General features: G+C 34.2%; 14 protein-coding genes. All 14 read right to left on the minus strand.

The genetic code is table 11. The features are described from left to right. Positions 1–3: 3 nt before the first annotated feature. The 14 genes from G3I01_RS00335 to G3I01_RS00400 are packed head-to-tail and all read right to left on the minus strand — an operon-like array spanning position 4 to position 14,103. On the minus strand, positions 4–1,158 hold the full coding sequence (locus G3I01_RS00335; protein WP_257710668.1) for a glycosyltransferase family 4 protein: 1,155 nt from the start codon (positions 1,156–1,158) through the stop codon (positions 4–6). Further along, a complete protein-coding gene (locus G3I01_RS00340; RefSeq protein ID WP_257710669.1) occupies positions 1,155–2,393 on the minus strand; it encodes a glycosyltransferase in 1,239 nt (412 codons plus the stop codon). The genes G3I01_RS00335 and G3I01_RS00340 overlap by 4 nt, the downstream gene beginning before the upstream one ends. Next, on the minus strand, positions 2,386–3,489 hold the full coding sequence (wecB, locus tag G3I01_RS00345) for a UDP-N-acetylglucosamine 2-epimerase (non-hydrolyzing) (RefSeq protein ID WP_257710670.1): 1,104 nt from the start codon (positions 3,487–3,489) through the stop codon (positions 2,386–2,388). The genes G3I01_RS00340 and wecB overlap by 8 nt, the downstream gene beginning before the upstream one ends. Continuing rightward, positions 3,489–4,463, minus strand: coding sequence for a glycosyltransferase family 2 protein (locus G3I01_RS00350; protein WP_219550073.1), 975 nt, complete (start codon positions 4,461–4,463; stop codon positions 3,489–3,491). The genes wecB and G3I01_RS00350 overlap by 1 nt, the downstream gene beginning before the upstream one ends. Continuing rightward, positions 4,460–5,413: a glycosyltransferase family 2 protein gene (locus G3I01_RS00355; protein ID WP_219550075.1), complete on the minus strand. Its 954-nt coding sequence runs from the start codon at positions 5,411–5,413 to the stop codon at positions 4,460–4,462. The genes G3I01_RS00350 and G3I01_RS00355 overlap by 4 nt, the downstream gene beginning before the upstream one ends. 14 nt (positions 5,414–5,427) lie before the next feature. Beyond that, entirely contained in the window at positions 5,428–6,342 is a 915-nt protein-coding gene (locus G3I01_RS00360) for a glycosyltransferase family 2 protein (protein WP_219550077.1), read from the minus strand. Between the two features lie 48 nt (positions 6,343–6,390). Further along, complete coding sequence (locus G3I01_RS00365; protein ID WP_219550079.1) at positions 6,391–7,221, minus strand: FkbM family methyltransferase; 831 nt, start codon at positions 7,219–7,221, stop codon at positions 6,391–6,393. Between the two features lie 7 nt (positions 7,222–7,228). Then, the gene (locus G3I01_RS00370; RefSeq protein ID WP_219550081.1) at positions 7,229–8,134 is read right to left on the minus strand and encodes a glycosyltransferase family 2 protein; all 906 of its coding nucleotides are present in this window, start codon (positions 8,132–8,134) and stop codon (positions 7,229–7,231) included. Between the two features lies 1 nt (position 8,135). Then, positions 8,136–8,984 carry a glycosyltransferase gene (locus tag G3I01_RS00375; RefSeq protein WP_219550083.1) on the minus strand — a complete coding sequence of 283 codons (849 nt, stop codon included), beginning with the start codon at positions 8,982–8,984 and terminating at the stop codon, positions 8,136–8,138. Positions 8,985–8,988: 4 nt separating this feature from the next. Then, entirely contained in the window at positions 8,989–10,101 is a 1,113-nt protein-coding gene (locus G3I01_RS00380; RefSeq protein WP_219550085.1) for a glycosyltransferase family 4 protein, read from the minus strand. 19 nt (positions 10,102–10,120) lie between these two features. After that, entirely contained in the window at positions 10,121–10,972 is an 852-nt protein-coding gene (locus G3I01_RS00385; RefSeq protein ID WP_219550087.1) for a glycosyltransferase family 2 protein, read from the minus strand. Further along, positions 10,973–11,911: a glycosyltransferase family A protein gene (locus G3I01_RS00390; RefSeq protein WP_219550089.1), complete on the minus strand. Its 939-nt coding sequence runs from the start codon at positions 11,909–11,911 to the stop codon at positions 10,973–10,975. It lies immediately after the preceding gene. 46 nt (positions 11,912–11,957) lie between these two features. Next, positions 11,958–13,202 carry a glycosyltransferase gene (locus G3I01_RS00395; protein ID WP_219550091.1) on the minus strand — a complete coding sequence of 415 codons (1,245 nt, stop codon included), beginning with the start codon at positions 13,200–13,202 and terminating at the stop codon, positions 11,958–11,960. A 13-nt stretch (positions 13,203–13,215) separates the two neighbouring features. Continuing rightward, the gene (locus G3I01_RS00400; RefSeq protein ID WP_219550093.1) at positions 13,216–14,103 is read right to left on the minus strand and encodes a hypothetical protein; all 888 of its coding nucleotides are present in this window, start codon (positions 14,101–14,103) and stop codon (positions 13,216–13,218) included. Positions 14,104–14,144: the final 41 nt, after the last annotated feature.

Consider the following 14,144-nt stretch of genomic DNA (forward strand, 5'->3'; position numbering starts at 1 on the left):
GAGCTAAACCTGTGTATTTTGGTCTTCTATAAGCTGGTATTGTTCTATGACTTTTTGCCTTATAAGTTCTCTTTCCAATCGGGGTTTGATCTCCTGTAAATTATAAGAAACCCCCTTAAAAATATTGATTTCTCCTGAAATAGTTTTGATTATAGTCCTTTTGATCTTAGAAATATCCTGAGCATTTTCTATCAGGGATCCATTAAAACCATCCTCTATGAGTTCAGCAGTCACACCTCCCGGGTTCGACTGCACAGGAAAAGCTCCCATCACAATTGCCTCTAATAGCGTATTTGGCATCCCATCAGAAGTACTATTCCCAATATATATTTTGGCTTTCCCCATCAATCTCATCACCTCTTCAGGAGGAATCTTCCCTACCAGCTCGAGATTTTGCCAGGATTTCACCTCTGACTTTTGAACATAAGCTTCTACTTCTTCTCCATTTCCAAAGATCACAATTTTGTATAGCTTCAGCTTGTCTTTTAGCCCTTCGATGGCCTGTAATACCTCAATGCATTTTCCATGTAATCCCTGGTAGCCTTTTATAAGGATAAGCCCGCGTTCCGAAAAGGATTCCATAAAAGGATCGGTTTTTCTGAAATCAAATCCTCCTCCTCCCGGAAAAGCCCCAAGGAATTTACCATTGAATCCATTATCAAGGGCTATTTGATGGTCTCTTTTACAATCGGTAAATAAATAATCTGCCTTTTGAAGAACCCTTTGAATGCCTTCCAGATATGGTTTTTTATTCCTGTAATAATAAAGATCACTACCCCAGCTAGATACTATCCATTTTATTTTCGGATATTTTTCAATTACGGGTAATACATACTCTCCACCCAGATAGATCACAAAACTATGTATAATATCAGGTTCAATTTCTTTTACTTTTCTTTCCAGGACCTTCTCAAAATCCCTTTCATTGAGCCTGTTAATAATGTCTGTAAACTGTGAGGCATTCTTTTTAAGAAAATATCTCCCGGGATGGTTCCATCTATACCGCCAGCCGATGATCTGATTAATAAAATCTATCTTTTCAACTTTCGTGTTAGAATCGTATAAGTCGAGCCAGTAGATCTCATGTCCCGAACCCTTTAACTGTTCAGCCCAGTTAAAGAAATGTGGTGCAAATATGGAGACCATGAGAATTTTCATAGCTTTTTTATTATTTCTTTCACGTAGGCTGATGATAAATATCTCTTAATTCTACTATAATCTACTGCAAGTTCTCCCCTCTTCCATTCCAGATACAGCTCTTCCAACAAACTGGCAATATGCTCGGCATCATCTATTTCCGCATAATAAGGGTAGTCCTCCCCTAATAATCGCCTGCTTTCACTCCTTGGTGGACCAAGAAGTAAAATTGGTTTCCCGGCAGCAATACAATGTGGAAATTTTCCCGGCAGAAAAGGGCTGAATTCAGCCTTTGCCTCAATAATGATATTTACCGATACCTCTTCCTGCAAGATTGCAACTTCGCTAAAAGGATGATTTTGGCAAAAGACCTGAATCTTTGCTTCCTCCTGAGCTTGCTTTTCAAGATATTCTTTATAGTGATGTGCCGGCCCTATATGTATTAGCTTTGTGCTTGCCTCCGGTTTAGCTTTCACAAATCTTTTAAAGCCTTCTATAAGCCCCATTGGCTGCCTGGCCTGTAAAAAATTCCCGGCATGAAGTATGGCGAATTCCGAAGGATCGATTTTCACCTTCATAGAAAGTGTTCTTTCAATCTCATTATTTAATTGATGAGGAATTACAATGCCCTTTTCCAGGTAAACCTGGTAATGGGAGCCCATCCATTCTTTCAGATAAAGTGAAGGGAAAGCGGCATATTGACATTTGTCCGCGACCTCTTCCATAAATCGCTGCTTCAGTTTATACCCTGGTTCCTTCCAGGTATAGGGCTTAGGGTACCAGTGCATAGGATAAGGATCATGTATATAAGCTATCCATTTTGCATGCCACATTGGGATTTTGAGTAAAGCATGATGAGGCCTGAAACTTCCTCCCTGGCTTAAGGTCAGCACCCAGTCGGGCTTAAAATCCTTCTCTTTTCTTAGGGCTGCAACTATACTGTTCCGGTCATTTTTCAGTGTAAATGAAAAACCGGTCTTCTCCTCAATTTTAGGATTAAGACTAAACTTGAAGATATAACGAATATATCTTTCTACTCTGCTAAGAAAGAAAAAAAAAGTTTTACGATTTTCAGGGATTGAAATACTTTCTGCCCCCCCCAACTTGATTTCCTTCCTTGAATAATGATAAACTTTAACCTGAAAACCAGCTTCGATCAGATTTTTGATAAGGGCCATGTTGGCCTTTGCTCCACTACTTGAATCCTTATCAAGAGATTCTACTATAACAAGTATCTTCTTTAAAATATCAGCCAAATTTTTCAATAATAAAAGATACAATTCTATCAGAAGCTTTCCCATCTCCAAAAGGGTTCTGAAAAATACTGTGAGAAGGTTTATTAATAAGCTCTGTGGCGTTCTCCACTATTTTAAGCGTATTTGTCCCAACCAGAATGCTCGTCCCTGCGTCTATAGCTTCCATTCTTTCAGAAAGTTCACGGGTCACTAAAACTTTTTTTCCAAAGCATGGAGCCTCCTCCTGAATACCTCCTGAATCTGAGATAATAAATTCACAGTTTTTTAGCAGATATAACATTACAGGGTAGCTTACAGGATCTATTAGATGAATATTTTTAGTATTACCCAGCTTTTTATACACATGATCTTTTACATTTGGATTAAGATGTACGGGATATACAATATCAACCTCTTCAGTATCCACTATTTGAAGTACCGCTTCACAAAGTTGCTCAAAGCCTTTTCCAATACTTTCTCTTCGGTGTCCGGTAAGTAGAATAAACCGTTTTAAACTCCCGGGATCGATACCTGTTTCAAAGATAAGTTCTGATTCATCAATATTTGCAAGCCGGGAAATCCCTAATTGTACCGCATCTACAATTGTATTCCCGGTTATATAAATTTTATGTTCAGGAATATTCTCTCGTAAAAGATTATCTCTAGCTTGTAATGTTGGAGCAAAATGATAATTTGTGAGCCGTGCCGTTACCTGTCTGTTTATCTCTTCGGGGAAAGGGGAATAAGAATTAAAGGTTCTTAATCCTGCTTCTACATGCGCTATCTCAATTTGCCTATGAAAAGCAGCCCATGCTGCCATTACTGAAGTGGTAGTGTCTCCATGTACCATCAAGATATCCGGCTTAACTTCAGTAAGGACCTTGTCAAAAGAAGTCAGGATCTCACCGCTTAGCTTATTTAAAGACTGATTTGGAGACATTAGCCCGAGATTATAGTCTGGTATAATCCCAAAAAACTCTAGCACCTGGTCAAGCATCTCACGATGCTGTGCTGTAACACAAATTGTATGATCAATTTTACGTTCTTGAAGTTTATAGATAACTGGAGCCATTTTTATGGCTTCAGGACGGGTTCCAAAACAGATTAAAATTTTCACTACTTTTTTGATTGAATTACTTTTTTCAATTTTGGGTAAAATATTTTAAACAAATTAATCCTCAAGCGAAGTAAGGCAGAAAACCTCAGATTAATCCCATTTTCAAGAAAAAAAAAGTAATGCAAACGTAGAGTATCCATATAATTCTCTGAATATTGATGAAAAATAATTTTCAATTTCCATTTGAAATAAGGAGTAACTTTTATCTTTTTTACTAATAAATGAGAATTTATTAAATGTAAACTTAATAAGAATGATTTCAAGCTATTCTCATCATTCTTTGTACTTATTCTCTCATGAGAATGTTCTCTATAAAGCACATAGCAATCCTTACTCATTATAAGTTTTTCAGAATTCAATAAAACCCTGGTAAAGTATTCCGCATCATCATTCAGACTTAAATGCTGATTCCACATACCAGCAGAGAAAATTAGAGAACGAGGTGTAAGATATGCCGAGGCAGGAATAAAAGTTTGCTTCTCATATAATTTCTTAAAAAACGACCTTGAATTTAATGATTCATCTTCAGATATAAGATATTTTAATTCAAGCTTTTTATTTGGCCAATAAAGATCCCAACAACAAGTAATAAAACATTTTCCATCCGAAAATTCTTCAAGCCTTTTTACTTGCAGCTCCAGTTTATTTTTTGATAGGAGATCATCATCGTCTAACCATTGTATATATGCTCCTTTACTTTGAATTAAACCATAGTTCCGGCAGGATGCTGCACCTTTTGGATAGTAATCGGGTCTTGAGAAATATTTAAATCTCCTGTCCTTCTTATTGTATTCATTAAGAAAAGCAATTGTATCATCTGAGCTACCATCATCGATAACTAAACATTCCCAATCCAACAAACTTTGCTTTGATACGGAAGCAAGACAAGCCTTTAAGTATTCCAGACGATTATAAGTAGGAACAATTATAGATACTAAGGGGATTTTATTTTGTTTATTTTCCAATTGCGTCACACCCAGGCACCTATTTTGGAGATAATTCTACGATTCATTTTCGCTAATCTAATTCCTGACTTAAGAAAAAATCTGATCTTCCAATCAAAACCAGCATTATTTCTTGTGTATTTAATAAGATCTAAAACATAGGGAATTTTATAATCATAAATAAGAAAATTCTTTCCGAAATAGATAATGCTTTGAGTGGTATGAAGGCAGTTGTGTGTAAGGTATTCCATAAGTATTAATCTTATCACGCCGGAAGTCTTCCGCTTTTTATAATCATTATCCTCACCCATGGTCAATGTATTAGGATGTTTTCGATAAGCATATAAATATTCATTAACTACTCCGTAATTTACAGGGAAATGATACCCAATTCTCGTAAACAACTCCCACTCTTCAGCATGTGATAAATCTTCGTTGAATCTAAAGCGATTTAATATTTCCATTCTCCAAATTACACTTAAACTATTCATCTTAAGCTCCCCCTTTAACATGGCATCTCCAACATGTGTATGATACAGTTCGTATTCGGGCCGTACTATTTTAGAATCCTCATTCCCCATTTCGACCAGTTTATCATATTTACAAACTGTAAAATTCAAGTCAAGATTTTCAATTAAAGGAGCTATTTGTAGCTCCAATTTTTCAGGATACATAATATCATCGTCATCAAAAAATTGAATATACTTTGCACCCCTTTCTTTTGCTATGTCTAAACCAAAATTTCTTGCTCCCGCTGCTCCTTTTCTGTACTTATCAATTCTATTGAAATATAAAAACCTCTTATCCTTTTTTCGATAATCCTCCAGAATTTCAATGGTATTATCATTCGAACCATCGTTAATTACGATACATTCCCAATTTCCATAGGTCTGCTCTAGGATGGAATTAAGAGTTTCTTCAATATAATTTGCTCTATTGTAGGTGGGAATAATAATAGTTATCAAAGGTTTTTTTTCCATCTTAGAATTGCAACTTATAAGAGTTTATAATTCAAAAGAAATCGTCTAATGATAATCTTTAGCTTTCTTTTTGAATTATTTTCATCCAAACCAAAAAAGAAGTCCTGATTCTTATCAATTATATCAGGCCACTTTTGACACACTGAAAAAATACTTTTTTTTGCATTCTGAACAATCCTTATTTCGTTTTCTTTGTACCGAATATGGAGATAACCATCAATAATTTTCCAGCTACTAATTAAGTCATTGATCTTACGCTTATTATACTCACTCGTGCTAGAATGATCAGATCTACGGTATAAGGCAATTCCTTCTTTGCAAAACCTTATAGTTTTTGAATTAGCAATTACTCTCATTATAAATTCACCATCCTGATTTACTGTTAATCCTTCAAGCCAGGGACCTGACTTTACAATAATTTCTCTTTTAGTTAAATAAGAGTGAATTGGAAAATATCCTAGATCATCTGCGAGCGAATCAATAAATTGTTTTGAAGATTTGAAATCTCTATATGCGTGCATATCCAGCATTTGAGCTTTTGATGACTGATTGCTGAATCTCCCCCATCGACAGGTCGCAATATCGGCATTAGACGTTCTAAGTAAAGCTATTTGGCTTCTAATTTTTTCAGGTGAAATTAGGTCATCTGAATCTAACCATTGAATATATTCCCCTTTACTCTGTGAGAGACCAATATTCCTGCAGGAATTGGCACCTGATGGATAATCTGAAGGCCGCTTAATAAATCTTAATCTCGAATCTAATTTTTGATAATAGGTAAGAAGCTCAATTGTTGCATCTTCAGATCTGTCATCTACTACGATGCATTCCCAGTTCTTATATTGCTGGTTTATAATACAATCTAAAGTTTCTCCCAAGAAAGAAACTCTGTTGTACGTAGGTATAATGATAGATACTAATGGCTCCAAACTATGAAGAAATTTTATTAAAGATATAAAAAGCTATTTTGAGAGGGCTTAGTAATTCTCTTTTATCTCGTTTGGAACTAACAAATAATCGCAGTGATTCAGATTATCATGAGTTCCAAAATCATTCAAAACAGCTAATTCCAAGATATTTGTTTTGGTCTTATAAATTCTAAAAATAGAATAACCAATGCTCTCAATTAACTTTTCAAGTTCTAACTGCCTTTGCCATCTACTATCCATTTTACCATAATTAGGCAAAACTTCTATAAGAATAGATGGTTTAAAATTCTGGATAATTTCTATTAAGCTTTTGAATGCCTCTAACTCGCCTCCCTCAACATCGATCTTAATTAAAGAAACCTTTTCAGGCTTTGCATGATCCAAGATCGTTTCCATATTCAGTACGCCAATAGTATTTTTCTTTTCAACTCTACGGGTGCGATAATCTTCTATAACTGTGGCACAACTATCAAAATTTCCACTATAAGAATGTAATGTTAATAATCCATTATCTGTTGAAACACCCACAGGAATAATTTGCACGTCCTTAAGCTTGTTTAAACGTGTTAATTTATCAAGATATGCAATACAATAACTGTTAGGTTCTATTCCTAAATAAGGAACATTTTTGTCAACAGATTTTAGCTTTAATAATGTTTGCCCTGTATTTGCTCCAATATCAATAACGGTTCCTTCAATTCTGGGCAAGTAATTTTTAATGAGATCAAGGAGCCAAAGTTCATTCATCGTTAGGTTAGGGTAACCAATATCATCAAACCTTGGTAATAGAAATTGTGTGCCATTAATTTCGATTACCTTCGGAGAAAAGTATCTTTCTAAGACTATTGATTTTAAAAACTTTTTAATTCTATACTTCAATTTACTATCAACTTAAAACATTCAAAATAACCCTTCTTTGAAACTTCACCACTTCCAGAATCCTGCCTTCCTTAAAATAAATCGAACTCGTTTTAACCCAGAATGGCAAGGATATTTTTTTATGCTTATAAATTAAAATCTCCCATTTCTCTAGAATACCCAAACGCTGCTTTGGACTGAATTTATTCAAATGGTTTAGAATAATAAATTCAAAATATTGCAATTTGGCTTTTGCCTTTAACTTTTCCCCAAACCCTGATCTGGAAAGATTTCTGGAAGACATCCTTATAAGGGCCGTTGCATCATTAATACTATAAATATCACCAAATTCAGAAAACTCAAGCCAGGCTATATTATCTGCACCCCAACCCATGGGAAAATCTCTAAATCCATATTTTTCATAAACATCCTTTTTAAAAATATATTCACTTAAAGAACTTCTTGTACTGGCATCTATATATTTTCTAAAGAAGGAATCTGTTGATTTTTCAAGTTTTGGATGCTCATATATTTTAGAATACTCGCCTGTCTCCTCCCACACTATACAAGATGCAAATCTTACAAGCTTTATCTCAAATTGTTCTATTTCATTTAATGAGTTGTAAAATTCCTCAACATAATTATCGCTTAGAAAATCGTCATCCCCTAGAAGCATAATCCATTCTTCGTCCTCAATCAAATCAATACACCTATCCCATTGCTTAGTTAAGGAGCTCCCTCCCAGGTTTTTTAGAAACTTCCTGTAGGTTATATTTAAATCAGGTTTAAAAGCTTCGATCAAAGATTCTGGATCTTCTTGTGAATCATCATTACCAATGTAAACTCTAAATTTTTTGCAGGTTTGCCTTGAAAGAGAATTTAAAGTTTCTTCGAAATAAGCAATCTTAAAATATGGAATAACTACCGCCAGCATCTTAATTTGTGAAAAGAGTTTTTAAGATACGTAAATGGATTGAAGAAAAAGGTTGAAGTTTAAATAGCTCCTTCCAGGTTCTTACTGCCAATTTCTTAAGACCAGAACGATATAGATCCAAAATAAATTTTTCTCCATTTTTAAATTCAAGTTCCGAAATCTCTTTTGAAGAGAGGTTAGCTTTATTAACAGGTAAATTATTGCTATAAAGTTTATGAATTTCATCGGTGGATAGAAACCAATTTTCATTAATGGAGCCCGAAGAAAAATGTTCAATAAGAATGTTTTTAGTGACCATAATTTTATTCCCATTTATAATTTGCTCCAGTGAAATATTAAGATCATAATTATGGAAACCATTCATTTTTTCATTAAATCGAAAAGTGCTATTCTTTCTCATTGCCATAAACACTCCATCTATAACCGCGACTTCCTCCTCGGTTGTATGTTCGTGAAACCCAGTAAATCTCAATCTTTTTTTGTCGTTCTTGTGCTGAATAATATGGATCGTTTTAAATTCTTCGGGGCAATCCCACCATGCCGATGGCATCTTTGTTTTAATTTTAGCTCCCGCTATTCCCAGCAATCCCAGATCTGCATATCTACTAAAACAGTTCTCTAAATAGAGCCCCCACTCGCTAGTATGAAAAATTATATCGTCATGGAGAAAACTAATAATCCAACCCTTACTTCTTTCAATTCCAATATTATATGCCTCAAAAATTGAATGAAAATTCTCCGAATTATCAATTACAATTAGTTCATATTGGCAGCCAATACTTTTATCTATATTTCTTTTAAAATTTGAATCTAAATCTCCTGTTCTGGAACATATAACTAGAGAGATCATAGTCTTAATTTAATATGTTTTCCAAAAATATGGAGTACTTCTCGCCCATGACTTCTGGTATTAATTGAGCAAAGTTTTGCTTGGCAGTATTACCATCCCGCAATAATTCCTCGGTATTCTCAATGTAAAATAATATTGCTTCAGCCATACTTTTAACATCAAGATATGGAACGACTTTACCTCCACCGTCCTTAAGTTTTTCTGCTGTTCCAGTCGCCTTATCAAAGCAAATTATTGGTTTACCTCTCTGAGCAGCTTCAATGGCCACTAAAGGGAATGGATCTTCTCTGGATGTTAATAAAAATATATCCAGCGAATTTAGAAATAAATTAAGATCGCTCTTTTCCCCAATAAAAAAAACCGTCTCTTCCAAACCGGCCTTTTTTATATCAGAATTAGCTATTAACTCCTCCTGTCTGCTCATAGCTCCTGCCCATCGGAATATAATTTTCAAATTAGGATATCGATTTTTAATAAATGCCGCTATTTGAATGAATAAATCACTCCCTTTACGCCAATGAACAGTTCCACAGCCGCCTATTAAAATATAATCTTTCTCTCTAACATAATTTGATGGCACTGCTAGTTTTACAAATTCATTCAGAACAGTAACATCATCAGCTTTGATCTTATAGTTTTTTGTTAACTGATTACGTGCAATATTTGAAGGAGTTATAAATGCGGTTATATCACTTATATAATCTGCAAAATTTGGCAATAGAAGGTTAATCACAGTTTCCATTTCATGAATATGAGCTATAACCCTGGCACTATTGAGGTAATTCAAATTACATGCAACAGGGATACTAACCACCGTATTGGCATATATGATATCAAAACCTTCTTTGGCTAGTGCACCGAAAACTTTATTCTTCCTCTTGATCGATTTATTAATAACTGGCAGCTTTCGCGAATAGCTTTTGCTCATTTTTCCTGGATGCTCATAGAATTCATGAGCAACAGATCTAAATTCTTCAGATAAGGGACCAGTATTAAGAGATAAAACGAAAATTTGCCATCTATCGCGATTAGCTCTTATCCATTTAAGATACTCTAATAGAACAATGGGAGCCCCTGTCCTACTGGCTTCATGAGTTATGAATAGAAGTTTTAGCAATTGCTGATTTTTTTCCAATTTAATTAAATAAACGTCTTTTGATCCTTGTTAGGAAACTACCCGAACTTTGATTCTGCAAACTAGCGATCTTTCGTTCCAATCGTCTAATTTCTCTAAAATTCTTCTGTTGTTCGAGGAATGCAAAATACATGTAATCTTCTGTCTTCGGGACTATTTTCTTTATATAAAAAAATGCCTTCTTCAGGTTTTCATCCATCAACTCTTGGTTTACAGTAAGACTTCCAGGCTGTCTCCTGTAAAAAGCCATGGGTTCATCTATGAATATAAATTCAGGGTCATCTTTAAATATGGAGACCCACATCACCCAGTCTTCTACTGCTTTTAAATCTTCAGGAAAGCGAAAAGCTTTAAATAGCTCAGCTTTAAACAATCCACAGTGAATCGGGATACTATTGGTTGCCCATTTTACCAGAATATTATTAAAGCAAAGAAGTTCTTCACTTATTACAGAATAAGGAGGATAAGTGACCTGAAGATCATTAGTAAAGGTTCTGAAATTTGAAACAACAATAGAAGTATTGAGGTTCTCCTCAATTGCTTTTATTGAGTTCTCAAATTTTCTAAGGTCTATAGCGTCATCGGCATCTAGAAATTGAATAAAATTACCGGTTACGAGTTGAAGACCTTTATTTCTGGCGCCACTTAGGCCTTTATTTTCCTGAAACTCGTATTTAAAACGATCATCTTTCTTCACCCAGCGCCCGGCAATAGCTGCTGTATCATCATCACTGCCATCATTTATAATGATACATTCCCAATTCTCATAGGTCTGCCTCAAAACAGATTCCAGAGCTTCATCAAGAAAATTTGCCTGATTATAACAGGGAACGATTACGGAAATTTTAATCATCTATGAAAGTCTGAGTTTTAGTATCTCCTTTCCCAAAATCCCTTTTTGAGACGCCAGGTACTTATAATAATCACTGCATAATTTAAGATATTCCGGCAAACTGAGAATTTTATTTCTATAAAACACTTTGAACAACTCAAGATTCTTTCTCCTTTTTATAAATCTGAAAGAGATATCCAGATAGTCATTGAGATATTCCTTGATAAAAGGTATTTTCTCTTCCTGGTGATATTCATACAGGAATTTTGGTATATCTGCCGCGAAGTGCAGCAATGCCTCATTATATTTTAAGGCAAAGTCTTTTCTATCCCTTAGGTCTTCTACAATCCTGTATAGTGTATCCGGTTTATGCTTATTAAATACCTTAAATCTATTTCCTGCAATAAGCATGGCCCGTATGTGGATCTCAGGATCATTTAACCGCGGATAGGCAGCATCAAACCCCCCAATAGATCTTACAAAATCGGTACGCCAGAACGTACACATCGTTTGCCAGTGAATTCTATACTGCAGAAATTCTGAAATATAATTTTTTGCTTCTGGGATCTCTAAAACCTTTCTTTCTCCTTTATGCTGTGTAAACATAGGAAAGACCAGAAACTTATCGGTCTTGTTCTCCACGGCAAGCTTTATTCTATCCTTTAAGCAGTGTGATAAGAGCATGTCATCTGAATCCAGGAAAATACAGAATTCACCCCTGGCATCCTTTAAGCCAATATTCCTGCAATGTGACGCGCCCTTAGGCAGGGTTTCCCTTTTCAGAAATCTTATCCTGGCATCTTTTACATAAAAACCCATTAGTTCTTCAGTATGATCTGTAGAACCGTCGTCCACTACCAAACACTCCCATTCCTGATAAGTCTGTTTAAGTACAGAATCTATCGCCTGGCCTAACAGATGAACGCGATTAAATGTGGGAATAATTATGGAGACCAACATGAGAATTTGGCTTATTTATAGGATTTTTTTAAAATAGGTAAAAAAATTAGTTTAAAAGTTGAAAGTAAACTTTTTCTAGCCGATCCCCCAGAACTCTAGAATCAAAATTTTTCTTTACATAGGCTCTTCCTTCTTTACCCATTTCTCGTCTAAGAATATTATCATTTTGAAGAATTTCAAGCTTATTTGCAAATTCGTTCAAATCATTTTCTTTTATCACGAAACCGGTTTTTCCATCCACAACCCCATATTTCATTCCTCCTGCATCTGAAATAAGAACTGGCAATTCCATAGATTGAGCCTCCTGAATAACTAATCCCTGTGTTTCAGCACGACCCTCTCTATCATATACTCCAGGTAAAATAAATACGTCTGCGTCATTCATTAATTGCACAACTTTTTCTTGAGATACAGCCCCTATACATTCAACAAATGACTCTAAATTGTTTTTAATGATATATTCATTAATTTCTTCTTCTAATTCACCATCCCCGGCTAATATCAATTTGAAATCATTAATCCCTTTAGCTATAAGTAATGGTATAATTTGTAGCGCTAAAAGGGGAGCTTTTAATTCTATTAATCGCCCAACAAATAAAATTTGAAAAAGGTTCCTGCTTCTCTCAGCTTCCTTTTTAAATTTTTTAGTATTAAGGCCAACCGGTAAAATCTGTATCTCTTTTTTATTAAAAAGTTGTTCTAATAAAGATTTTGAATAGGAAGAATTCACCGTCATTAAATCTACTTCTCGAAATAATTTAGCATACCTTTCTTTTAATATATGTAGCTTAGAAGGATTTAAATCATATCCGTGAAACGTAGTTACAAATTTCGCTTTAGAGAAAAAACCTGCCCTTTTAAGATCGGCCACGAACATCCCCGATTCACCAAAATGAGCGTGAATTATATCAAAGTTTTGATCCTTTAAAATCCAGAAGTTCTCGTTAAAAAATTGAAGATCAAAATTTTTAGTTTGATAACTAAAAAACCTAAATTTCTGTATAAATTTTTTCGGGTTGAAATATCTTATATTAGACCTCGTGGTTCTTAATAATAAAGAAAAAGCCTCCCAGTTCGTAGATCTTTTAATTTCCTTAAAAGTAGTCAAAGCTTCCAGGTTATAGTCCTTTATATTCTGATGTCGAATTGCTTCGCAATTATGATCAAGGGCATATATTTTTACTTCATGTCCTCTTTCAATTAAATCTGCGATTTGGTTATAAATAAAAGTTTGACTAATAACCGGAAAATGACTAACTATAAATGCAATTTTTAACTTTTCTTTACTCACTTTTTCCTTAATCTTATTTAATAGGACGGTAACCTAATATTTCTCTCATTTCTTTCGTAAGAAAATCTATACGATCCTGAGTTTTAGAATCTAAATCATTAATAGAATTTATCTTACTTATTTGTTTACTCTTATTGATTTTAGTTCTCATTATTGTAGATAAAGAATTAGGCTCCAAAATTTTTATCCCAAAAAATGAGGATAATCTAGTAATAGCTTCATTCTGAACATTTTTATCCTTATTAAAAATATCTTCAAAATTAAGATGGATATAATCCTTATTCTTTAAGCCATAATAAAGATGTCGGTTTGACATGTTCCAATACCAAGCAATTTTCTCTATTCTATTTAAATTTTTCCACTCCCATGGTAATTTTTCACCTAAATCCTTTGCTGTAATTCTTTTTCGTCTGTCTGAAATACCATAAAAATCATTTTTGCCATCTCCTTGGGGGTCCTTATTATATGCAGATACACAGAAAGTCTTGAAATCTCGAGTAATGAATAAATACTTAGTAGATCTAAAATTTGAGCTAAATTCTTCTAAAACTGGATAAATAAAAGGATTTGATTCTACATATAATGGCTTTTTGAAAAATGCATACTTAACCAAATCTTTGTTAGAGTAGAAGTTTCCAATTAATTTACTTCTATAGGAAAAGATGGCTCTCTTAATTCCCTCATCAGAAACTTCAGCTAATATTTTTTGAAATGAAAGATCAAATAAGTCTGGTTTGGGCTCATGATAAACTGGATATTTCTCAAAAACATTTTTAAAAAAAAATTCAAAAAACTTTGTCCCGGTTCTACCTGAGCTAACTATTAAAATTAAGTTTGTTCTCCGGACAACTCTGGTAACTAAAAAATTGCGAAAACTCTGTTTAATTTTTTTTCTAATCATTATTAACTATAAACAACTCTTCCAAATTAAATTCCTTCATT

The sequence above is a fragment of the Gramella sp. MT6 genome (assembly GCF_019357415.1).
In the GTDB taxonomy this organism is placed as follows: domain Bacteria; phylum Bacteroidota; class Bacteroidia; order Flavobacteriales; family Flavobacteriaceae; genus Christiangramia.

Excerpts from the sequence above, each read along its gene's own strand:
- G3I01_RS00385 (WP_219550087.1), bottom strand. The coding sequence starts at position 10,972 with ATGATTAAAATTTCCGTAATCGTTCCCTGTTATAATCAGGCAAATTTT.
- G3I01_RS00355 (WP_219550075.1), bottom strand. The coding sequence starts at position 5,413 with ATGGAAAAAAAACCTTTGATAACTATTATTATTCCCACCTACAATAGA.
- G3I01_RS00370 (WP_219550081.1), bottom strand. The coding sequence starts at position 8,134 with ATGCTGGCGGTAGTTATTCCATATTTTAAGATTGCTTATTTCGAAGAA.
- G3I01_RS00375 (WP_219550083.1), bottom strand. The coding sequence starts at position 8,984 with ATGATCTCTCTAGTTATATGTTCCAGAACAGGAGATTTAGATTCAAAT.
- G3I01_RS00390 (WP_219550089.1), bottom strand. The coding sequence starts at position 11,911 with ATGTTGGTCTCCATAATTATTCCCACATTTAATCGCGTTCATCTGTTA.
- G3I01_RS00400 (WP_219550093.1), bottom strand. The coding sequence starts at position 14,103 with ATGATTAGAAAAAAAATTAAACAGAGTTTTCGCAATTTTTTAGTTACC.
- G3I01_RS00335 (WP_257710668.1), bottom strand. The coding sequence starts at position 1,158 with ATGAAAATTCTCATGGTCTCCATATTTGCACCACATTTCTTTAACTGG.